Below are 23,706 nucleotides of genomic sequence, written 5' to 3' on the forward strand. Positions count from 1 at the left end.
AACGCGAGAATATAATATGACTGAACACGTACAAGATGAAAACAAACTGATTGCTGAACGTCGCGCTAAATTAGACCACATCCGCACCAACTGTCCTGCGAATGCTCATCCAAATACATGGCAGCGTAGTCATAAAGCGGCTGAGTTACAGGCTCAATATGGCGAGCAAACCAAAGAAGCGCTAGAAGAGTTAGCTTTTCAAACCAGTATTGCTGGCCGTGTTATGGCCAAGCGTGGTCCGTTTTTAGTGATTCAAGACGTGTCTGGCCGTATTCAAGCTTATGCTGGTAAGCCAGTACAAGGCGATTTAAAAGAGCGTTATCAAGGTTTAGACATCGGTGACATCATTGGTGTTAAAGGTCAGCTGCATTTATCTGGCAAAGGCGACTTGTACGTTAATATGGAAGAATATCAGTTACTGACCAAAGCATTGCGTCCATTACCTGAAAAATTCCATGGTTTAACCGACCAAGAAACGCGTTATCGTCAGCGTTACGTTGATTTGATCGTTAACGAAGATTCGCGCAATGCCTTTATTATGCGTTCTAAAGTGGTTTCTGCTATTCGCAACTTCATGATCAAAAAAGAGTTCATGGAAGTTGAAACCCCAATGATGCACGTTATTCCTGGTGGCGCTTCAGCACGTCCATTTGTGACTCATCATAATGCATTAGACATGGCGATGTACTTACGTATCGCGCCTGAGCTATACCTTAAGCGTTTAGTGGTTGGTGGTTTTGAGCGTGTGTTCGAAATTAACCGTAACTTCCGTAACGAAGGTTTATCACCACGTCATAATCCAGAATTCACCATGATGGAATTCTATATGGCATATGCTGATTACAAAGACCTAATGGACTTAACTGAAGAAATGCTGGGGTCAATTGCTCAAGAATTATTAGGCAGTACTAGCATGCCGTATGGTGAAGAAACTGTTGAGTTTGGTGGCGCTTATGCTCGTTTAAGCATGTTAGAAGCGATTCAGAAATACAATCCTGACAATGCGACTATTCAAGCTATGACCTACGAGCAAGTTAAAGACGTAGAGTTTATGCGCGATTTAGCATCGAGCTTAGGCATCAAGCTAGAAAAATTCTGGACGTGTGGTCAGTTACTTGAAGAAATTTTCGGTGAAACGGCTGAAACTAAGCTGATGCAACCTACGTTCATTACTGGTTACCCAGCGGATATTTCACCTTTGGCGCGTCGCAATGATAACAATGACTTCATTACCGATCGTTTTGAGTTCTTTATCGGTGGCCGCGAAGTGGCTAACGGCTTTAGTGAGCTCAACGATGCTGAAGATCAAGACAACCGCTTTAAAGCGCAAGTTGATGCTAAAGATGCAGGCGATGACGAAGCAATGTTCTATGACGCTGACTACATCACAGCACTAGAGCACGGTTTACCACCAACAGCAGGTCAAGGTATTGGTATCGACCGTTTAGTGATGCTATTCACTAACACGCATACTATTCGTGACGTGATTTTATTCCCAGCGATGCGCCCACAAGCGTAATGGCATAGGTTGGCAGTAGCTGACACTGAGGAATAATCAAAACCAGCTTTCGGGCTGGTTTTTTTTGACTAAAATTAACTGGAAATTTGTCTCGTACTGGTTAATTTGCTGCTTGCAAAAAACGCTAGCCGATGACGCCACTTTTAGGTTGGATAAACTTTGCCGATGCTGTCACGAAAGCTTTATTGTTAACAAAGAGCGCAGCTTCTAATTGGTACATCCCTAAACGTTGGCTCACCAATCGACCGGCAATTTTGATGGCATCACCAACCTTTATGGGGGCAATAAAGCGGATGGTCATTTCGGCGGTTAAGGCCTTAATACCTTGCATCAGCAAACAATGAGTCATCGCCGCATCGACTAAGGCACTGGCAACGCCGCCATGCAAGAAGCTGTTGTAGCCTTGAAGCTGCGGACTCACTTTATGATAACCGACAACTTGATTGTCACCGTCAGCAAAAAATTTACACTGTAACGACAATGGATTTTGTTTAGCGTCGCCACAGACAACACATTGACTGTGGCTTTGTTTACAATCTTGATAATGGTTCACACAAGACCTTGTTTGTTCATTGTTATAGATGGCTTTAAGGTTCCCCTAAAGCCTGTTATAGACTAAAAGCGCGCATTAACCATTTGGTAGGTTTTATAACCACCAGTGAGGTTACGCACTTTAAAACCATGCTGGATTAACATGCGATAAGCGACATGACCGCGTAAACCCACCTGGCAAAATACCAGTAACTCTTTGTCTTTAGGGAGTTCGTTTAGTCGGTCTCGAAGCTCTGGCAGTGGAATATTCATTGCGCCTGCAATTGAACCCACGGCCGTGAGTTCCCCAGGGTTTCGAATATCGACAATGATTTGCTCTGCGGTCAAAGCGTGTAAATCTTGACTGTGACAAATGGCTTCATCACCTAATAATACATTGGCTGCGACCATACCTGCTTGATTGACTACATCGCGTGCAGAACCAAACGGAGGCGCGTATGTGAGCTCAAGATCGGCTAAGTCATGCACCGTCATACCAGCGCGTTGCGCCACGGCTAATACGTCCATACGCTTATCAACGCCGTCAATCCCTGCTGCCTGCGCGCCTAAAATACGGCCAGAACTAGGACAGAACAACAGCTTTAAGCTAATAGGGTGAGCCCCAGGATAATAGCTGGCGTGGCTTGCTGTGTGGACATAGATTTTTTCAAATGGGATATTTTGCTTGAGTAAACTTTTCTCATTTAATCCTGTTGAAGCAATGGCCATATCAAACAACTTACAAATAGCTGTGCCTTGAGTGGCACGATATTTTTTATCACCACCAAGCATGTTATCGGCAGCTAATCGTCCTTGGCGGTTGGCAGGGCCCGCAAGGGGGATGAGTGTTGGATTACCAGTAACAAAATCTGCAGTTTCGATGGCATCGCCCACAGCATAAATATCTGCATCGGAGGTTCGCATGCCTTCGTCAACCCGAATACCACCGAGTGGGCCTAATACTAAACCGCACTCAGACGCCAAGCTGGTCTCAGGTTTAACACCAATGGCGAGGATGACTAAATCGGTTGCTAAGGTGTTGTTATCACTCAATGCTAGTTGCAGATGGTAGTGAGGTAATATTGGCTTATCATAATCACCGGTATTATCGGCTTCAGCCAGTTGTATCGGGTATTCATCAACAGCGGTTAAGCCGGTTTTTAAGCGTAAATCAACGCCATTATCGACGAGCTTTTGATGCAGCATATTGGCCATTTCCAGATCAACTGGCCCCATCACTTGGTCTGCTAGTTCGAGTAAGGTGACGTCTAACCCAAGGTGGCGCAGCGCTTCTACCATTTCTAAGCCAATAAACCCACCGCCTACTACCGTGGCATGTTTAGGTTTATGCAGTAGAAGATTCGACAGGATTTTATCCATGTCAGGAATATTACGCAGGCTATGGACGAAATGGTTATTAATGCCGCTAACGGGTGGTTTGATTGGTGATGCACCAGGGCTGAGTAATAGCTTTTCATATGACTCTTGATACATTTCATTGGTCATAAGGTTACGTACGGTTAATTGCTTGGCTTGTCTATCAATCGCCACGACTTCATTATGTACCCGTACATCGACATTAAAACGCGACTTAAAGCTTTCGGGTGTTTGCAGTAATAGTGCGTCTCGGGATTCAATTTCACCACTAATATGGTAAGGCAAACCACAGTTGGCAAATGAAACAAATTCGCCCCTTTCAAGGATGATTATTTCAGCGGTTTCAGATACGCGTCTTGCTCTTGCTGCTGCCGATGCACCACCAGCAACACCACCAATAATGACTATTTTGGTCATGCTATTCTCCAATAAAATTAACGATTAACCTAGCGACTATCAATCAGACTTTTTGTTTTCTGATTTGCTATTAAGTGCTTTTTGGCAAGCAAAGCAGTGACCGTACATATTGAGGCTGTGGTGGTGAATACTCATGCCGTGATGTTCTGCCGCTAATCCTAAGCGTAGCTCAATCAAGGGGTCGATAAAATCGATTAACTTGCCACAGGTTAAACAAATTAGATGATCATGCCGTGGTTTATTACTGAGCTCATAAACAGTATTTTTAGATTCAAATAATCGACCTACAACGAGGCCTGCTTGTTCAAAATGCGCCATAATTCGGTCTACAGTATGAAGGCTAATGGTCTCTCCCTGTGAATTTAACCCTTGATAGATATTTTCTACCGTTAAATGCTGTTCATCGGTTTGAGTAAGAAACTCAAGTAACTTACACTTTTGAGTGGTTATTTTGAGACCAGATTCTTTCAATACTGCTTGCATTAGATTGACCTAAACACGTCGATACGTGTTAACTGTGTTTAATCTTCAGCTGATATTATTTGTCATCAACGCTTTGCCATTAATAAGACTATCAACCACCTTATGCCTAGCTCCTTTAACCAAGTTCGCCAACGTTTGACGAGAAATATTCATTGATTTAGCTGCTTCTTGTTGTTGCATCCCCAGTAAATCAACTAAGCGTAAAGCCTCCATTTCATCCTCTGCAAGTGGTACCTGTTCTAACTGCGTCATCGGAATACCATTGGGCTTAAAACAGATGTTGGCAGCTTGGCCGCATATAGTTCGGGGGATTTTAGGTCTTGCCATGTAACACCTCGTTTGTAGCATATGCCATATATACTGAATGTAGTTCACACATGCAAGCTCTATTCTTTATTGAGTATGAGATACAAACAGATCTTTGATCTAGCCCATAAAACTGACTATTCAACGATACTGATTTTATCACCGAGCTAAATCCAGCCGGCTTTGGAATTGTTAGTGACTGTTTAGTGATGCTATTGATTCATACGATTACTATCTGAGAGATTATTGATTACCAGTGATACGCCCAACAGTGCCAGTATCTATGAGGTGCCAATTGCCAGTCAATCACACGAACAATGCAAATCAAATAACGCTGTTATGATTTTTTATTATCTCTGGTGGATATGAACTCATAAGCTCCAGGTCTCAAGTGCACCATCAGAGCTTAAGGTCAATAGCTTACCATTAGGTTTGATCACCATTGAAAATACCGTAGTGCCAGCGTTATAGGCGGTGATATCCCAATGAGAAAGCTCTTTTCCAGATGAGGCATCCCAATAGATAACACTTTGTTTTGAGGTTGCGGTAATTAAGTTTTTGCCGTGATTGACGAATAACGCCTGCCGAAAATAGCGATAGCGCTCAAGGTAATCCAGATGACTTACTGGCTGCGTTGTTTGGGTATCGATAATGACATTGTTATCGAGTGCATCGGCAATAAATAAGCGCCGATTAGCGTCATCAAAACTCACGCTGGTGATTTGTTGAGGACGTGAGAAACTGCTGATCAACTCACCGCTATAAGCAGCCCAAATATGGACATCACCATCAAGTCCTGTCGATAAAACCTGTTGTTCAAAGCCTGATAGCTCAACATGATTAACGGCGGCGCTGTGTTGTTTAAACAATGACATTGTCATGCTACTTCGTTGTATCACTGTGATTGAACCATCATTCATCCCCACCAAAATAGTGCTGCCTGTTTGGCTCAGAAAAAGGCTCGAAATGCTGGCATCGGGATTAAATCCGTGGGCGGGCCAACGTATATCTAATTTGCCTGTCTCAAGGTTAAAAACGGATATTTTTTGTTTGCCAGCCGTCGCAAGGAATTGTTTGTTACCAGACAACGCCAGCAGATAATTGGTTTCATCAAAGTCATCGTCAGACCATTGGCGTAATAGTTGGCTTGTTGCCACATCCCAAATTGATAATGTACGGCTTCTGCCTAATGTGACAGCCATACTGGCATCGTTAGACAATACGCCATCAATTAGCGTTTCTTGTACGAGTGGTTGAATATTATCGGGGGTTTTCATCACCTCAGCTTGATTGCAGCCAGAGACAGCCATCATTATCGTGATGACGCTAATAAGGTGCACACTTATCTGTAATCTAAATCCGGCATTAGCTAACAATTTAATTCCCCTATAAAAAGATGCTTTCAACATAATAGCATAGAGCGTTACCGCCGGTTTTATGGGCTCGCAACTGCATGAATCGTGGAATATTTACTATAAATGGCATGACTTTTTGCTATAGCAAAGTCAGCGTTCAAATTATGCATCTATTAAGAAAAAGTGAATTCAGGCACAATAACGGCTAACAATCTGTTATTTAAGCCAAGGAACCCACATGACGCAAATTACCTTAACCACTCCCGATGATTGGCATCTTCATTTTCGAGATGGGGATATGCTAGGTGAAACGGTTCCTGCAACGGCTCGATTGTTTCAACGCGCGATTGTGATGCCTAATTTAGTCCCACCAGTAACGACCGCTACAATGGCTTTAGCTTATCGAGATCGTATCTTGGCGGCGCGCCCAGCCGGAAGTAGTTTTCAGCCGTTAATGACGCTATTTTTAACTAATAACACCAGCGCTCAAGATATTATCGATGCCAAAGCGGCAGGGGTAGTGGCTGGAAAGTTATACCCAGCAGGTGCGACCACAAATTCAGATGCAGCAGTTAAAGCCTTGGATGAGTTGTTTCCGATATTTGAGGTTATGGCGCAACAAGGCATGTTGTTATTAGTACATGGTGAAGTAACAGAATCGCATATTGATATTTTTGATCGCGAAAAGATGTTTATCGATCGCTATTTATCGCGCATTGTCGAAGCCATTCCTAGCCTTAAAGTGGTGTTTGAACATATCACCACTAAAGAAGCGGCTGAGTTTGTCGCAGAGGCTTCAGCTAATGTTGCTGCAACCATTACCCCACAGCATTTATTGTTAAATCGTAATGATTTACTCGTCGGTGGTGTTCGTCCGCATAACTTTTGCTTACCCGTATTAAAACGCAACATTCACCAGCATGCATTGCAAGCTGCTGTGGTGACAGGCTCAAGTAAATTCTTTTTAGGCACTGATTCTGCCCCGCATGAAAAACACCGCAAAGAGTCAGCCTGTGGCTGCGCAGGTTGTTACAGTGCCTGGAGTGCATTAGAACTCTATGCACAAGTATTTGATAACTTAGGGGCATTAGATAAGTTAGAAGGTTTTGCCAGCTTACATGGCGCAGACTTTTATGGCTTACCACGCAACAGCGGCACTGTGACGCTAGTGAAACAAGAATGGACGGTACCAGAAGAGATTATTCTGCCAAACGGTAATCCTATCGTGCCATTTTTTGCAGGACAAAAAGTGAATTGGAAAGTGAAAACGGCTTAAGTTAATCACTAAGTTATCTAGGTAATTAACGCAGCATGCTGTTTTTATCACGTGTAGCTAAGTGGAAATAGCTTAATAACCAAATAGATTTATTAATGCCTGTCAGTTTGCTGACAGGCATTTTTGATCAGCGTCTTATTAAAGATCTCTTATTGGCTGTTTCATTTGTTGCCTGCGCCTGTAAAAGTGCTTCAAATGCTGCTTGGGGTAATGGTTTACTAAATAAGTAACCTTGGCCGTAATCACATTTCAATGCATTAAGCAGATGATACTGCTCTTCTGTTTCAACGCCTTCTGCCACGACCGTTAAATTGAGCCCATGCCCCATAGCGATTGCCGCACCAACAAGTTCTAGATCGCCAGGATCGACGGTTATATCGTTAATAAAGCTTTTATCTACTTTTAAGGTATTGAATGGGTAACTGCGCAGGTAACTGAGCGACGAATATCCGGTACCAAAATCGTCCATTGAGATACTGACACCAATGTTGTTAATGGATATCAAGTTACTGTCGATGACGGCGTCGCCACTGAGTAAGACTCCTTCGGTGATTTCCAGTTCAATAGTGCTAGGATTAATCTGATGTTTATCTAGCTGGATATTAAGCATATCAACAAAGGTATTTTCCCTGAATTGTTTTGGGGACACGTTAATGGCAATTTTAAAATGAGGATTATAGGTTTGTTGCCATTTTTTGGCTGTAGCAAATGCAACCTCGATAACATATTGACCGATTGTGACAATGAGTCCCGTTTGTTCAGCAATAGGGATAAACTCATCAGGAGTGACTTGACCGAGCAAAGCATTATTCCAGCGTAAAAGGGCTTCCGCGCCGATAATTTTGCGGCTCTTGATATCTACAAAAGGTTGAAAGTAAACCTCGAGTTCTTTTTGCTTCAATGCACTGCGTAATTGCTCTTCAACTTTCAAGCGCCGATTCATATCGTGGTTCATTTGATGTGTATAGAAATTATAGGTATTTCTGCCGCGATCCTTTGAATGGTACATGGCTGAATCTGCTTGTCTTAGCAATTCTTTAGGGTCTTCACTATCTAGCGGGTAAAGGGCAATACCAATACTGATGGTTGACACTAGCTCACGATTTTCGAGCCTAAAAGGCTGGTAAAATTGCTCGAGTAGCTTACGGGCAATAATTTCAACTTCAGTGGGTTCATTAATATTGCTCAATATAATGATAAATTCATCACCTCCCAACCTACCCACAACATCACTTTCTCTAATGGTATTTTTTAACCGAACCGCCGCTTGGATCAACAGTTCATCACCAACAGAGTGACCCATGGTGTCATTAACCTTTTTAAAATCGTCTAAATCAATAAACAATACTGCCACATTATTTTTGGCTCGATGGGCGTCTTTAAGCATTTGCGACAATCTATCAAGTGACAGTAGTCTATTAGGCAGGCCTGTTAAGCTATCGTAATGGGCTTGATGAAGAATTTTTTCTTCTTGTTGTTTGTATTGAGTGACATCTTGTTTTAGGGCTAGATAGTGTTTAGTGACGCCAGCGTTATCAAAAATAGGTGCAATATGAGCATGTTCCCAAAAAATATCGCCGTTTTTCTTTTTGTTTTGCAGCTCGCCTTGCCATGCATGTCCGGTAGAAATAGCATTCCATAATTCTTTATAAAGTGATTTTGGGGTTAATCCCGACTTTAGCATGCTGGCCGATTGGCCAATGACTTCACTCGCGGCGTAGCCAGAAATTTTTTCAAAGGCACTATTCACATATTCAATTTTGCTGTCGATATTAGTTAATATCATTGATATTGGGCTTTGTTCTATTGCTTGTGACAATGTAAGAGCTTGTTCTTCAGCCTTTTTTTGGGCGCTTAAATCGATATCGATGCAGTACATTTCTGCTTCATTATCGGTATTGTTGATTAACGTATGAGATGAATAAACCGCTACATTACTACCATCTGCACGTTGCAGGAGTAATTCTTCAGCGAGAATAGGAACCCCATCATTAATCCATGCATTGACGTTATTGATCACATGTTCTCTGTAAGGTGGGGGAATAATGAGGTCTTCTAATTGCTTCCCTAATGCTTGCTCTTTGGTATATCCATAAAGCTTTTCACTGGCCTGGTTCCAAAAAATGACCGAACGGTTTTTATCATAACCTTGGACCGAAATTGAGGGTATTTGTTCAAAAATATGTCTAAACTTAGATTCACTCAGAAGCAGTTTTTGTTCGGCATTAATGCGCTGTGAAATATCTTTAACAAAGCAGAATAACATCCCATCATCACCATCCCAAAAGCTGATGCTCACCTCAACATGAAACAAATGACCTAACTTATGTCGGTGTTGAGAGGTGTAATTAATAGACTTTGTTTGCTTAACTTTAATGACATTTTGAGTAGAATACTGGTGTTTTTCACTGGTTTCGATCTCTCCAATCGGTTTATTGCTAAGCTCGTCGAGAGTATAACCGGTCATATTAGCGAAACTCTGATTCGACTCAATTATTTTGCCGTCCACCGACACAATAACAAAGCCATCTTGCGCGGTACTGATAATATTACGATAAGTACTTTCACTGCGGCGTAACTGTTCTTCAATGAGTTTTCGGTCGGCCATATCTCGACTTACGCCCACAATCCCCTCAATTTCCCCAGACGAATTAGTAAAAGGCGTTTTATGGGTTTTAAAAATATGGGCGATTCCATCGGGGGTTGTGACCCATTCTTCATTCATCCATGGCTTGTTTTCTCGTAATACAAAGCGATCGGCTTTGATAAAGCTGTCTGCCTGCTGACGATCAAATAAGTCATAGTCTGTCTGATGCTTAATATCCTCGGGTTTAAGGTGTAACGCTTCAGAGAATGCCTTGTTACAACCTAAATAAATCCCGTCGACCGATTTGTAAAAAATGATATCGGGAATGCCATCAATAATGCTTTGTAACAGGTTTTTCTCGGTTTCGAGGAGGCCTTTGTGATGATGTAACTCTTGATATATTTGTTGCCTTTGTTGATGCTGTTTTAGCAATAACCCCACTAGCATGGTGCCACATGTATATACCGTTAATAATGTCGGACCAATTGTAAGAATAATGTCGTATTTATCTACCACCGGCATGAGTAATAAACACAGCAAAACGCCAATCTCCACCACAAACCCCATGGCCAGTAAGTTTTGCCAATTGGGTTGTTTGTTTGCAGATTTCATCCAGTATCGCCAGCCTAACCCAATGGCAGAGCTGATAATAATAATTAAGGTTCCAACGTATAAACCGGCGCCGCCTTGATAAATACGGAAACAAGCAGCGAGTAACACGGCAATCAATGTCGGGATAAAACCAAAAAATAGCCCACTTAAACTTAACAGTACCCAGCGAGTATCAAAAAATATTCCCGGCCTTAACTCCCAAGGATTATTCATGACACAAATTGCAATCATTCCGATAAAAACCCCACTCAAGACATTTCCATATTTCTTGGGGGCTATCTTTTGTAATTTTATGGCATCATAAATAACGACAAGTGCCAGTAACAATACGGTGTTGCTCATCAAACTGAAAAAACTATCCATTCTTTCCCCGCATAAAAAGAGCATTGCCTTCTTTTACTGTAGTTCAAATCTGATAATAATAAAAAAATAAACTATTTTTATCATTACGTTAATAAGATTTTTACCATTATTATCTAACGCCTGTGACCATTGAAATCTGAGCAAAGGTTCAAATAAATGGCATGATCAAGTTTAGTCGTTAAACGGTATTTTTGTGTACTAAATCTTCATCCGTTGACGAGTTCTGTGAAACACCGCGCTTCATTTTTATCGGCTGTAAATGTAGGGCAAAAAACGCAATCTAGCTAAAACGATAGAGTGATGACTTATCTAAGGATGAATGGCTGAATATTGAACGATTATTCAGCTATTCAATAGCTTGAGTTTCTGTCGAATGACAGGGTGTTTAATGATCTGTCATTGGCGTGTGTTAATTCATTTCGGGGCTATGCATTATAAAGCCGATTATATTTTTAAATGCTAACTATCAATAATACAATAAGATAAAGCTTAACGAGTGACACTAATTTGTATTAAGTCATCTTTAATATAAAAAAGTTGAAATTTATTTGTATATATCGAGGTCTTTTACATTAATACCAACATACTTAATCGTTAAGTATGAAATATGGATGAATATTATTATGACGACTTCATTTTCTGTAAAAATGTTACTCACCTCAACCACCGTAGGCTTAACGCTATTATTTGGCATGCCAGCTCAAGCATCGAGTATTACAGTACCGGACTCAATGATAGTTGAAACCGTGAATGGTCAGAACGTCAGTATAAAAAATACGATTGGACTCAGCCGCGGGCAACAATTGGTTGAAATTAACTATCGCGACTTATTTCAAGATAATGCTGATGATTCAGGCCATTGGGTACGTTCTGAATCCTTGTACCTCACATTAGAAGTTGCTGAAAATCAACGTTATGAGCTTGCTACACCTGATATTTATAGTGCAGAAGCTGCTCGTGATTTTTTAGATAACCCACAAGTCACGCTGAGTATTAATGGTCAACAACACAAAAGTGTCGCATTATTGACTCAGTCGCAGTTATTAACTCAATTAGTGTTGAGGTAAGTTTAAAAGTGGTTAGCAAGTCTTATCATCAGAAGCGGCTTGCTAAAAATTATTTTAAGACACTGCTACTTTCGTAATACGGATTCTATATCGCCGATTCTATAACTTGTTATTGTGTAAATATTAATTTAAGTAATAATATTTCTAATTGTTAGTTTATTTGTTAATTTATTTGTTTTTTTGATAACTTCAGCTCAGTAGTTTTATTGAGTTGATATTATTGAGTTGATATTATTGCGTTGGTATTGTCGATTAATGTTGTTTGGATTATTTTGTTAATGATATCTATAGGTTGATTTATAGTTTTTGTCGTGTTTTTAGATATTTATTGAAAATAGTAGATTCAGTTTCATCATTAATGTGTATTTAGTTTCCTCCATTCAAATTTTCAACACGCCAACTAGCTTTTATACTACGTTGTAGAACATTTTTGCCATTTTTCTGGGGTATTGAGTTGTAGAATACAGCTGCCCAACGCTTATTGCTCATGAGTGTTTGCTTTAAATAATAGATACCGAACCAATAATTTTTATCAATGGGTGATATCATAAGTAATTGATAAATAATGACTATTTTATGTTTTTCGAAATGGAGTTGATTTTTTGTGTTCATCCTACGATGAACACTACTTACCAAAACAGTCCTTAAACAATATCGTTGGTAAGCAAAGCATTGGTTCTTGCAAGATGAACTCGCGGCGCGATAATCAATTCATTTATTGATCATTCTCTGTATTTTAGTAAATCATTTGCGTTAATATACTGTTGCATTCTAGAGCAGTTATTTGTAATAAAAATGACTAACATAAAGTAAAATAAAGGAATATTAATGCAGTTACTTTTTAGGAAAGCTATCACTCCGTTATTGGTTACCGCCAGTTTAACCGTTGCAGGTTGCAGTGGTGGGGGAAGCGAGTCAGCCAGTAATAATGTCACACCTCCGGTGACAGACAGCAGTAGCATCACTTGGACCAAGGGCCAATTTACTCCATACGCTGAGATCGCATTACAGTGCAAGGCCGATCAAACTGGATCTGAACTCACCGAAAAGCTTTGGCTTCGCTCATGGAGTAACGACACTTACCTTTGGTATGATGAAATTTTCGATCGCGATCCTGCTCCTTATACCGTAGCGCAATACTTTGATTTATTAATCACAGATGAACTGTCTGAAACCGGTAATGTAAAAGATAAGTTTCATTTCTCAATGCCGACTGATGAATGGGAGCAATTAAATCAATCTGGCGCATCATTCGGTTACGGATTTAACCTGTCACTTCGCAATGCATCTTCGGGGGTAACACGTCAGGTCACCATTACTTATAGCGAACCTAATTCACCGGCAGTGGCCGCGGGAATAAATCGCGGCGCTATTATTGTTGCTGTAGATGGCGTCAATGTGGCTAATGCCGACGATAGTGCAAGTATAGATACATTAAATGCAGGGTTGTTCCCAACTCAAAGTGGCAAACAAACGACATTTACCGTGCGAGATCTCAATGCCAGTGTCGATCGCAATGTCATATTGTCGGCCACCACCGTTATCTCTACCCCGGTACAAAATACCCAAGTAATCCAAACCGCAAGCGGCAAGATTGGATACTTACAATTTAATTCTCATATTGCGACTGCTGAGCGAGGGTTGTTTGATGCCATTACCACGTTAAGCGAAGCGGATGTAGAAGATTTAGTCTTAGATTTACGCTACAACGGTGGCGGTTTACTCGCCTTAGCGAGTCAGTTGGGTTACATGATAGCAGGTGATACCGCGACTAATAATCGCATATTTGAACGCACCAGTTTTAATGATAAATATCGAACTATCGATCCCGTAACTAGAGCAATACTCGAACCAACGCCGTTTATTCCGGAAACAATAGGCTTTAATACTGGGTTGCTGCGTGCAGGGATTACACTGCCTTCACTAAACCTTAAGCGGCTTTATGTATTAACAACAGCAGATACATGCTCGGCCAGTGAAGCATTGATGAATAGTCTGCGTGGTATTGATATTGAAGTGATTCAAATTGGTGGCACAACGTGCGGAAAGCCTTATGGATTTTACCCAACACCAAACTGCGGCACCACTTACTTTAGCATTCAATTTAAAGGCGTAAACGATAAAGGTTTTGGTGATTATTCAGATGGTTTTGTACCCACTACAAGTCCAACACTCGACAGTGAAATTGAAGGTTGTGCGCTAAGCGATGATTTAAACCATGCGCTTGGTGATACCAATGAGCGACTCTTAAGCGCCGCATTGTATTATCGTGATAATAACCAGTGCCCAGCGCTGACGTCATCAGCGGCTAAAGTGTCAGCGGCTCCAACAATGATGGATAAAGGCTTTATGTTGAAAGATGACCGTCACTCAGTATTGCTTAAAAATAATCGGATAATGTCGACAGGAGCCATGTAATGTCCCGTTTACCTTCTGGTTTACTTATCGCTGTAGTGATGTTTTCCACGGCTTTTATGGGGTGTGGCACTTCAACGGCCGGAAACGATAGAGCGGTTCCTGCGCTAATCACGTCGCCAAATAGTGCCAGTGTGGATGAACTACAAGCGGCTATTGCCAGTTTGTTGGATACAGACCATGTGATGATTGCTCAAAGCGCGTTTACAGACACCAGCGTCTTGTCTATTGAACCTGCAATGCACAAAGACACTAATGGTCGTTTATTAATGGGGCGCTCTACCGAGATGCCAGAGAGTGTGCAATTGCTTATTCAAGGCGATACATGCTTGCTTGAACACGCCAAAAGCGGCCAACGTAAAATATTGCAAATAACCACCTGCCGAGCCGAGTAACACTGGCTAACTTATGGCGTAGTTACCTGTTAATTCAGGCTTGGACTCAGTAGTACCAATGACGAAATATTATCATTGGTACTACTGGAATATTGCCGGTTTATTACCGGAGTTTTATTGTCAATCTGATGGATATTATTGTGATTAACGCTTCAGCGTTAATCACAATAATGAGTTAAGAGTTAAGAGTTAAGGATTGAGTTAAGAACTAAATTCAGGACTAAATACAGACTACGTATTAACCTTGTGTCTGGTAAGTAAAATATTCTTAGTGAATAGAAAGGTAGCCTAGGCTGCCTTTCTATGATTACTTCTCCAGTGAGATAATTATCTATTATCTGTAGCAGAGGTTATTTATTATCTGAACGTATCACTAACTCAACGCGGCGGTTTTGTTTCTGGCCCGCTTCATCAAGATTATTGGCAATAGGCGAGTACTCACCAACCCCTTTGGCTTCAACTTGTTGTGCAGAAATAGAGAACTGTTTAATCAAACGGGTTTTAATTGCAGTCGCGCGTTTTTCTGACAAGGTTTGGTTATAAGCTTGTGAGCCTTGATCGTCTGAGTGTCCTACCACATAAAAAAGCTGCTTAGGGTGTGTTTGTAAGTATTGAGCTACCACTTCAACAATCGCATAAGCTTCTGGCAGTAATTCATCGCTATCATATTTAAACAACAAACCGTCTAGTGCCACATGGCCCGTTTTAGCTATCTCATCGGTTAAGCCCTGCAAATCAATACCCACACGGTTATTGTTTAACGTGGTTTCTTCAATGATTCTGATTTCAGCAGCGAGATTGCCAACAAAGCCAATCACATACACCATAACGTAAACATTTCCCTCGGGCCGATCTAACTTATACAATCGATAAAATTGACTGTCATCACGACCATTGGACATGAGTAATTTTAAAGCGTTATACATTTCTGTTTTTCGACCACATAGCTCACCTGTACAAGCATAAACTTCCTTAAAGCCAAGCCTAGTTAACGCGTTTTGGTAATTAGCATTAATCTCGTATTCAGAATAAGTTCGAGGTAAGTTATAGCCAATATCGGTTATTTTTCCGTCTAACATCTTAGTCTCAAATTTCTTGCCGTTTTTACCTATTAATACGGCGATTTGTCCAAAACTATGGGTGGTATATTCATCAATATAAGCACCAGGTATACGAGTTAACATTGGATGATCGGCAGAGTTTTTTTCATCTTTTTTGCTATTGTCTGTTACTGCTATTTCACTCACCTCTTGTGATAAATAGCTCTGGTTAGTGGTCACCAAATCTAATGGTTCATCGATTACTTCTATAATATCGATCTCTACGTTGGTGGCGCGCTGCCAGCCAGCCGCATATATGGACACATGTACTTGTTTTTTAGGAAGGGTGATATAAGCAGTAATTAACGAGGGTGAACTTTTTGAAATTGTATATAGCGGTTTTATAAATTTGCCTAATTTCTCCTCACTACCACAACTTGCTTGCTCGCATTCAAAAATGATCTCGGCATTTAGCGCTTTTAGCTGATTTTTATAGTTATTGATTAAATGAGCAGGTGTATAAGACGGCGGTAGCTCATAGTTGGTTCTAGTTAGTTTTCCTTTCACTTCTTTTGATTGAATATTTTTATCGTCAATTGCCGTGATCAATTGCACAGGCGTGAAGTGCCTTAATTCATTTTTTGTTTCTTTTACCTCTTTAGGCTCAGAAAATAATTCTTGTGATGTTGCCGAATAGGCATTCATCGCTGGCATCGCCGAAATGATGATTGCCAATGACATTAGCGCGGATTTTAACATATCAACTCCCTGTTGTGTGGTATCCAATATTTTGTGAAATAACATTAAGTGATCATAAGATATTCAAACATCAATAAGGTGTAAAACAATTTGTAATATGATGACTATATACCTATCACTTTTAGTGCCTTTTGTTTTTTGCTCCATCCTTAAGGATGTATTTAAGTGGTGAGTAATATTTTATTAGGAAAAGGTAACAGGTTTATTGGTGGACATTCTGTTGATGGTGATAAAATTTGAGTACATTAATAAGGATATTGCTCACTAATAATCATTATGGCCAAAATAATAGAGTTAGATGATAAATCTTGGTTTTATAACCTGTACATAAAAGGGATGCGTAACTTTAACGCGCAAAGTGACGTGGGTTTATATGTCGCTAATATAGGTTACCCTCTGTCTTTGGGCGTTTCGTTGTTATTGCTTATTTTGATGGTCGGTTTGGCTGTGTTACCTCTTAACTTCCCAAATACTGAGTTTGCTCGTGCATTAGTATTAATCAACGTGGGATTATTACCTGTCTACTTAATAGGACGTTATTGGCTGGTTAGGCGACGTTACGGTATTAGCGGGACATTACGGTGCTATGTAAGCCAGCAGCGTATTGCCATTCCTGCTAATGCAATAATTAATAAGCCTGTGGGGCAGTTGGAGTTACAACGCGGTAACATTGAGCGCATCACGGTAAAATATAAATCACAAATGCATCGTTTACATGTGCGTAATCATATTACCGCGTGTGATATTAAGCTAAAAAGCGGTGAATTCATTACCCTTAATGCGATGTATTTCCCGCTTAAACACATTGTTTACATGCTGTGTTTTTTCGACTACCCATTAACAACGCTGCACGGCAATTGGTCATGGGCTTTTTTGCCTAATATTATAGCCGTAATATTCCCTGTTTTAGTCAATGTCGTTGTCACAGGCATGCTAGTGAAACACTATTTTTTGTAGTGTATATTCAATTGATTATATACATGATTGATTGTGAGTTTTTAAGCGTTAGTAAAGCCAAAGCGTAAATTAAAAGGATGTTTTCATGTACAAATTAATCGCTATTATTTTATTACTATTTATCTCGACAGCGTCAATGGGAGCGACTGAAGATGAGCAAGCTCAGTGGATGGCAGCCGCAAAGAAAATTAACTTATCTGAACCGCATTCCTTGTGTAAAAAATCAGTTAATGTCGTAATCAATCAAGATGTAAAGTTATTCAGAACAATATTTGCTGAGATACCAGCAACAGATGAACAAGTAAAAATGCATTTAGCCGACTTACATGATAAATATTATAACAAGTCATATTTGGGTATCGATAATTACCGAATTGATGAAGGACGCGAGTTTGCGTTTGAAGATGCTAAAAACGCTAACAATAATTTTGTTCGTCAATCTGCGCAGATGCGTGGACATGATCTTGAGGTATGGGTAGGATATCGTTTTGATACTGTTTCACCGAAAACCAACAAACCTCGTCAAGCGAGTGGATACTGTAAACTAGCCTATTTACAAAACCAGTGGAAAATTATTTCGTTATTGTAGGCCATTATATGGTACCTGCTTATCCTTTTTGTTCATTATCGGCATGTTAATGACGTAATAGAATTATATGGCTAAAAATAGTCGATAACGAGGCTCTTTATATAGTTGGTAGACACTAACAATAATCTTAAAAAGTGTAAATTCGATTAAGGAACAGGATGTTTAACAAGTTAACAGGGACGTTATTGATTACAGCGTCATCATTTACAATCGTGTCAGCCGTTGAAAAAATAAAGTGGATTTTTATATGCTTTAATCTGATTTATGTGGTGTTGGCGGTAAGTGTCTTTTCTTTTTCGGCTGAAACTGTCGGGCGTTTAATGCTCAGTATATTGTCGATGTTGGTAGCGTTTAGTTATCAATGTCGATGGTGTTTTGATGCCTCACGCAATGTGTTAATACAGTTCCATGGTTTCAAGTTAGGGAGGAAATCCATTTATTCCCTTCAACAACAAGATGTTGATTACTCAATAATAAAAAATATTGAGTTAAAAGAAGTGCATAATACTTATAAAGTGATTTTGCATGTTAAAGAGAGTCAACAAGCTCCATTTCCTGAACCGATATCGATATCGATATTGTTAAAAGTGAAGCAACATAAGTTGCCCACATTGGTGCAACAATGTCGAAAAGAGTTAATGTCGCAGGGGATTAATGTTGTCGGTCAATTTGATAGCGTTAGCCGTAAAGATTGGCCAACCTTTAGTTCAGTTCCGCTCGACCAAGATACCGTAAAAGCCTTTATTGGGATTAAGCTATTTAACGACCCGATAAAATTACAATACCCCGTCACACTGTTTATGCTGCCTTTACCTCGGCAATACTTTCATCAAGTCTGGGCTTCAAGTTATATTAGTTTTATGGCCGCCCTGTTTATCCTTTATTCCAGCCATAATATCGTAGCGGCCATAGTGGTTGCATTATTTGGGGTAGCTGTGTCTGCTGTAAGGCGAAAGCTCATTTGCGATAAGCATTATACACAGGGGATATCGAATCCTAATGAGATTGTTATCAGCGAGAATTCACTTGTTATTCCAAGAGTGTATTTTGAGGACAAGCAAGTTAGACAGATAGAAAAGTCTGCGATTAAATCAATTAATATTGAGTGGAATTGGTATAAAGCTGGCGATGGTGACAGTACCCTTAGGCAATACAGGCGACCTTTTGTATTTAGAGTAAACATTGATGTCAGTCACGGTGAAAGCATTACGTTAGCTGGGCAAACATTTGATAGTAATAAATTTGTTATTGCACTGTCTCAACTCGGCTACAGTGCAACGTTGACGCAAATCCCAAAAATAGCAGCGGTATGGCGTTTTTACATACTCATACCGATGGCTATAGCGCTACTAGGTATGACAGGCTTTGGCTTGTACTCGCTGTATATTCGTTATTTGATTTAACAGCAAAAGCAGCATCATTAACGTTGTCAGAACACGACAGAGTTAGTGTTAAATACATGACTTAAGGATGAGCTAAAAATGAAAACGATAGGATTACTGGCATTGTGCGGCTTAAGCACTGCCAATGTATATGCCAGTTGTAATATTGATTTTGAAGTACAAGGTGAATTGGACTCCACATTGCAGTACCAATTGACTTACTATAATACTCTGCATTCACGTAAGACGATGGATTTAAACAATCTTACCGCGTTTACAAAAAACAATATTGAATTGCCTGGCTGTCCTCAAAAGCATAAAGCCGATCTGACTATGACTTATACCAAAGAGGGCACCAGTTATATTGTGTTTGAAAGTCATTTGTTTCCTAATCAATCCAGTATTTATTTTAGTCACAGCAATACATTAGCGTTTAGAAGTTGTGCTGGTTGCGACTTGCAACAATACACCTATGTCGCGAAAGAGATCCAACAGCAAGGGATGGATAAAGAGTTGAACGCTTTGGTTGTGCAGCAGGCTGACTATCTTGATTATCTTCGCTATGCCGATGTTAGAGCTGTTTTTGGTGAAAGGTCAAAGGCGATTGTTAATGCTGCTATTGAGGCAGGATATATCACTCCACCCAATATTGGTGCTATTAATGAAAAGCCACCTCATACCCGCGATGTGATTAAACAATGGCTGGCAATATTGGCACCGCAAAAAAGTTTTAAAAATATTTTAGGGGCGAAAACCCGCCAGCAGGACGCTTTTGCTGACTATGAGGCAATGACAGATAAAATTTCACTGACTAACCCAACGTTTTTCGATCAACTGACAAATCTCACCAAAGGGTTCAAGGATAAAACGATATTTACAGGGGAAGTGCAGTCGTTAATCGCCCCGTTTTTGTCGACCACCGATGCGGATATAAAAAAACTTGTCAGCATGATTAATGAGTCATTAAGCCAAGCATTATCGTTACCTGAGCAGGTAAACAACGTAGTGATATCAAAAGGCGATATTAACAACCCTAAGCCTGACGATTCCGCTAGGTTGATGGCAAATTGGTTTAGATTGTTGCACACCATTGAGTCTGGCACGCCTGAGCAATTAGCCATGTTTTCAGCTCAGTTTAGAGCCGGTGTGATGACAGATATTTTGAATCGTGATGACTCAAAGCAAAAAATACTTTCAGCAGCGATAAAAAAGTACAGTAAAGCAATACGTTATTCACCGTCAAAAAGTAGCGACAAAGATGTAGCCGCTTACAATATGCTATTAGATGAATTTAAAGGGAAAGTTGAAGTTAACGGAAAACGTTTAATGTTAAAAGACGCTGACAGTGCTCAACAACTGGAGTGGGTTTACGAAAATAACAGCTGGAAACTGGATACCGTTTTAATTAAATAATTCAGACTGGTGAAAAGTGTAACTATTAAATCAATTAGGGATAAATGATGATGTTCATTAAATGGGTAAAAAGTCGCTGTTATCAATTTTCAACTATTGCATGTAGCTCAATGCTGGTATTTTCCGTATCAGCCAGCGAGGCCAGTTTACCTAAAGAGGTCAGTGAGTTAAAGCCGCGTTGTGATCAAGTAATGCGGGATATTCGTGATGAAAAAATAGATGAAATTATCAAAGGGTATCACCCTATGATGCAACAATGGCAGGATGGAAAAAGAGCTCGGAAGTTGATTGAGCTTAGTTTAGGCGGTTATAAAAGAGCTTCCGGTGGAGGAGAGCTAATAGATTTTATGATGTTTGATCCAGAATCGTCAGGCTTTATGGAGCCGAGTGCAAACTTAAAAGGAAATTACCCCAATACCACACGTGTTATAACAATTAACTACAGTTATAATTTTATAAAGCCAAATGGGCAAAGTCGTACAGGTGGCACAAGATGCATACTATTTGAAGATGATGGCCAATGGTATTTTTATGATGATTTACCCTTTTAGTATTGCTTTATAAATTACCACTTGTAGATGAAAACCAGCAGTCAGTTGACTGTTGGTTTTATTTTAACAATGTTCAGTGACGTATTAGTTTCTGATGTTAATGATTGTTTTAAAGTAGAGCCCTTATTAATGCCGTGGATTAAACAGAGTTTTAGTATTTTTAAAAGTAATACGACACTCGAAATGAAATTAGATGAACGTCATAAAGTTACATTTGTCTCTCGGATCCTCATTTCGCCTTTTTCAATGTTAACTTGGCTATTGTTGTTAACCAGTTTAATTGGTGTACCTTTGCTATTGATGTTTGTGTTACAGGCATCCCCAGATGCTATTTTGCCAGTAACATTAATCTGCATAGCCGTTGTCTTGATATTCCATTGTTGGGTTAACTATAAATCAGGGTTGGTGACGAGTTTAACCAAAGAGGCTTTGGCGCTTCCTGAGGTATTTTGCAAATCTACAACACAAAGTTATATCCGTCTGAGCCGTATAAGCGCTATTCATATTCAGCGCTACCGATTTAGTTATAAACGTGAAACCCCTGGGAAATGGTATAGACAAATATCGAAAGCTGATATTTATACTCATGCACGACTCACGCTTAATACCGGTGAAAAGATAAATATATCAAGAGCAAATCTGTTTGCATTGCCAGAAATAATTGAATACAAACGACAAACACTCGCCCGAGATTACTTTTGCTTATCCTACGCCATTGAAGGTATTGTTGGGGCTGTTTTTATTATACTTAGTGGGTTTGTATTTATCGAAATAAAAAGGTGTTAACCGTAACAGGAAAAGCAAAATAAATGGACTTATAAGGCAATCGATTCAATGAAGAATAATGCAATTTGGTTAGCGATGTTGTTAACTGCTACTTTAGGCGTTACAGGTTGTAATGAGCCGGTAAAACAAGACCAGAATGGCAAGCTGATTTCCGCCGCGCCTATGTCAAATGAATATGCCGACTTTCTCGTCAAGTGGAGAAATAAAGATGAAGATGGAGATGGCATTCTTGATGAGTTAGATGATTATCCTTTAGATGCTTCTCAATCCCGTTTTGAGCTAATCCGCGAACAAGAACCCAATGATAATCCCTCAATAGCAACTCATGCAAATCGTTATCCTCCATTTAAAATGTCAGGCGCAATATCTGTTAAGTCAGATAATGGTGATTTGTTTTCCTTTAATGCACAAAAATAACATGGCCACCCAAAACTGTTGGCTAAATATTAAACACTCAACTACGCTTTATTTACCCTTCCTAAATGGTATTTGAAGATGGCCAGACCAAGACAAACTATCGTTAGCTTAGAAGATACACCTTACTATCACTGTTGTTCACGCGTGGTACGTAAGGCTTTTTTGTGCGGTTTTGATAGCTCAACAGGTGAAAACTTTGAGCATCGACGAGAATGGGTTGATGCCCGTATTATTGAATTAGCGACAATTTTCGCCATTGATATTTGTGCGTATGTTGTCATGAGCAATCACTTGCATGTAGTGATTAAAGTGGACGCAGATAAAGCAAAAAACTGGTCAGATAAAGACGTACTGATTCAGTGGCACAAAGGCTTTAAAGGTACCTTACTGACACATAAGTTAGTCAAAGGTGAAGACCTGAATGAATTTGAATTAATGACGGTAAATGACAGTATCACCCAATATCGACAACGCTTAATCGATATTAGCTGGTTTATGCGCTCACTCAGTGAGCCGATAGCCCGAATGGCCAACAAAGAAGATAAGTGCACAGGCAGGTTCTGGGAAGGACGCTTTAAATCTCAAGCACTATTAGATGAAGCCGCAGTATTAGCTTGTATGGCTTATGTTGATTTAAATCCTATTCGCGCCCAAATGGCCACCACACCCGAAAGCTCAGACTATACCAGTATTCAGCGTCGAATAAATTCAGCGATAAAAGGTGAGCAACCAACAGAATTATTGCCTTTTGTGGGTAATGAGCGCTTAAACATACCTAATGGGTTAATGTTCAGTGTAAAAGACTACATCGTACTGGTTGAAGATACTGGTAGGATTATTCGACAAGATAAGCGCGGTGCCATTAGTTCAAGCAGCCAAGATATTCTTAATAGACTCAACATCCCTGCCGAGAACTGGCTAAAAATTACTACCGAGTTTGGCGCGTTATTCAAAGGCGCAGTAGGGGCTTTACCTGCATTAACTGACTATTGTGAACATTTAGACCGAAAGCGACGACAAGGCGCTTCAAATTGCCAGCGCTGGCTGTGTGCTTAAGGCTTAATATCGAGAAAACTATAATGTATTTTTAATAACATGGCCACCCAAAA

General features: G+C 40.1%; 20 protein-coding genes. 13 read left to right on the forward strand and 7 right to left on the reverse strand.

Annotated elements, in window-relative coordinates:
• Positions 1-16 precede the first annotated feature (16 nt).
• On the forward strand, positions 17-1,519 hold the full coding sequence (gene lysS / locus AAEY99_RS17415) for a lysine--tRNA ligase (RefSeq protein WP_182743557.1): 1,503 nt from the start codon (positions 17-19) through the stop codon (positions 1,517-1,519).
• A 124-nt stretch (positions 1,520-1,643) separates the two neighbouring features.
• Here lysS and AAEY99_RS17420 read toward each other — a convergent pair whose 3' ends face one another.
• The 5 genes from AAEY99_RS17420 to AAEY99_RS17440 form a co-directional block, all read right to left on the reverse strand.
• Positions 1,644-2,072 carry a PaaI family thioesterase gene (locus tag AAEY99_RS17420; RefSeq protein WP_351011376.1) on the reverse strand — a complete coding sequence of 143 codons (429 nt, stop codon included), beginning with the start codon at positions 2,070-2,072 and terminating at the stop codon, positions 1,644-1,646.
• A 62-nt stretch (positions 2,073-2,134) separates the two neighbouring features.
• Positions 2,135-3,844: an FAD-dependent oxidoreductase gene (locus tag AAEY99_RS17425; protein ID WP_351011378.1), complete on the reverse strand. Its 1,710-nt coding sequence runs from the start codon at positions 3,842-3,844 to the stop codon at positions 2,135-2,137.
• Between the two features lie 39 nt (positions 3,845-3,883).
• Positions 3,884-4,327: a transcriptional repressor gene (locus tag AAEY99_RS17430; protein WP_350976986.1), complete on the reverse strand. Its 444-nt coding sequence runs from the start codon at positions 4,325-4,327 to the stop codon at positions 3,884-3,886.
• A gap of 45 nt (positions 4,328-4,372) precedes the next feature.
• Positions 4,373-4,654 (reverse strand): DUF134 domain-containing protein, encoded by a 282-nt coding sequence (locus AAEY99_RS17435; protein WP_059747677.1) that lies wholly within the window; start codon positions 4,652-4,654, stop codon positions 4,373-4,375.
• Between the two features lie 350 nt (positions 4,655-5,004).
• Entirely contained in the window at positions 5,005-6,009 is a 1,005-nt protein-coding gene (locus AAEY99_RS17440) for a WD40 repeat domain-containing protein (protein ID WP_350997829.1), read from the reverse strand.
• A gap of 217 nt (positions 6,010-6,226) precedes the next feature.
• Here AAEY99_RS17440 and pyrC point away from each other — a divergent pair, with 217 nt between their 5' ends.
• Complete coding sequence (pyrC, locus tag AAEY99_RS17445) at positions 6,227-7,264, forward strand: dihydroorotase (RefSeq protein WP_351011380.1); 1,038 nt, start codon at positions 6,227-6,229, stop codon at positions 7,262-7,264.
• A 127-nt stretch (positions 7,265-7,391) separates the two neighbouring features.
• Here the strand turns inward: pyrC and AAEY99_RS17450 are convergent, their stop codons facing one another.
• Positions 7,392-10,826, reverse strand: coding sequence for a PAS domain S-box protein (locus tag AAEY99_RS17450; protein WP_351011382.1), 3,435 nt, complete (start codon positions 10,824-10,826; stop codon positions 7,392-7,394).
• A gap of 623 nt (positions 10,827-11,449) precedes the next feature.
• Here AAEY99_RS17450 and AAEY99_RS17455 point away from each other — a divergent pair.
• The 3 genes from AAEY99_RS17455 to AAEY99_RS17465 all read left to right on the forward strand — a co-directional run bounded on the left by AAEY99_RS17455 (position 11,450) and on the right by AAEY99_RS17465 (position 14,703).
• The gene (locus AAEY99_RS17455; protein WP_157822782.1) at positions 11,450-11,893 is read left to right on the forward strand and encodes a DUF2057 family protein; all 444 of its coding nucleotides are present in this window, start codon (positions 11,450-11,452) and stop codon (positions 11,891-11,893) included.
• An 828-nt stretch (positions 11,894-12,721) separates the two neighbouring features.
• Entirely contained in the window at positions 12,722-14,311 is a 1,590-nt protein-coding gene (locus tag AAEY99_RS17460; protein ID WP_351011384.1) for a S41 family peptidase, read from the forward strand.
• The gene (locus AAEY99_RS17465; RefSeq protein ID WP_162022290.1) at positions 14,311-14,703 is read left to right on the forward strand and encodes a hypothetical protein; all 393 of its coding nucleotides are present in this window, start codon (positions 14,311-14,313) and stop codon (positions 14,701-14,703) included. The genes AAEY99_RS17460 and AAEY99_RS17465 overlap by 1 nt, the downstream gene beginning before the upstream one ends.
• Before the next feature lie 350 nt (positions 14,704-15,053).
• On the opposite strand, the gene AAEY99_RS17470 is transcribed toward AAEY99_RS17465, so the two are convergent.
• Positions 15,054-16,502 carry a DUF4892 domain-containing protein gene (locus AAEY99_RS17470; RefSeq protein WP_351011387.1) on the reverse strand — a complete coding sequence of 483 codons (1,449 nt, stop codon included), beginning with the start codon at positions 16,500-16,502 and terminating at the stop codon, positions 15,054-15,056.
• A gap of 276 nt (positions 16,503-16,778) precedes the next feature.
• Between AAEY99_RS17470 and AAEY99_RS17475 the strand changes: the two genes are divergently transcribed.
• The 8 genes from AAEY99_RS17475 (at position 16,779) to AAEY99_RS17510 (ending at position 23,653) form a co-directional block, all read left to right on the forward strand.
• Positions 16,779-17,459 carry a hypothetical protein gene (locus AAEY99_RS17475; RefSeq protein ID WP_351011389.1) on the forward strand — a complete coding sequence of 227 codons (681 nt, stop codon included), beginning with the start codon at positions 16,779-16,781 and terminating at the stop codon, positions 17,457-17,459.
• An 85-nt stretch (positions 17,460-17,544) separates the two neighbouring features.
• Positions 17,545-18,048 carry a hypothetical protein gene (locus AAEY99_RS17480; RefSeq protein ID WP_351011390.1) on the forward strand — a complete coding sequence of 168 codons (504 nt, stop codon included), beginning with the start codon at positions 17,545-17,547 and terminating at the stop codon, positions 18,046-18,048.
• 158 nt (positions 18,049-18,206) lie between these two features.
• Positions 18,207-19,451: a hypothetical protein gene (locus tag AAEY99_RS17485; protein WP_351011392.1), complete on the forward strand. Its 1,245-nt coding sequence runs from the start codon at positions 18,207-18,209 to the stop codon at positions 19,449-19,451.
• Between the two features lie 78 nt (positions 19,452-19,529).
• Positions 19,530-20,843: a hypothetical protein gene (locus AAEY99_RS17490; RefSeq protein WP_351011394.1), complete on the forward strand. Its 1,314-nt coding sequence runs from the start codon at positions 19,530-19,532 to the stop codon at positions 20,841-20,843.
• Positions 20,844-20,887: 44 nt separating this feature from the next.
• A complete protein-coding gene (locus tag AAEY99_RS17495; RefSeq protein ID WP_182743568.1) occupies positions 20,888-21,394 on the forward strand; it encodes a hypothetical protein in 507 nt (168 codons plus the stop codon).
• Between the two features lie 183 nt (positions 21,395-21,577).
• Positions 21,578-22,180 carry a hypothetical protein gene (locus AAEY99_RS17500; RefSeq protein ID WP_351011396.1) on the forward strand — a complete coding sequence of 201 codons (603 nt, stop codon included), beginning with the start codon at positions 21,578-21,580 and terminating at the stop codon, positions 22,178-22,180.
• Positions 22,181-22,228: 48 nt separating this feature from the next.
• A complete protein-coding gene (locus AAEY99_RS17505) occupies positions 22,229-22,597 on the forward strand; it encodes a hypothetical protein (protein WP_351011398.1) in 369 nt (122 codons plus the stop codon).
• A gap of 78 nt (positions 22,598-22,675) precedes the next feature.
• Positions 22,676-23,653, forward strand: a complete 978-nt coding sequence (locus AAEY99_RS17510) for a transposase (protein ID WP_192115450.1) — start codon at positions 22,676-22,678, stop codon at positions 23,651-23,653.
• Positions 23,654-23,706: the final 53 nt, after the last annotated feature.

It is taken from the genome of Shewanella sp. S1-58-MNA-CIBAN-0166, assembly GCF_040310085.1.
Lineage (GTDB): Bacteria > Pseudomonadota > Gammaproteobacteria > Enterobacterales > Shewanellaceae > Shewanella.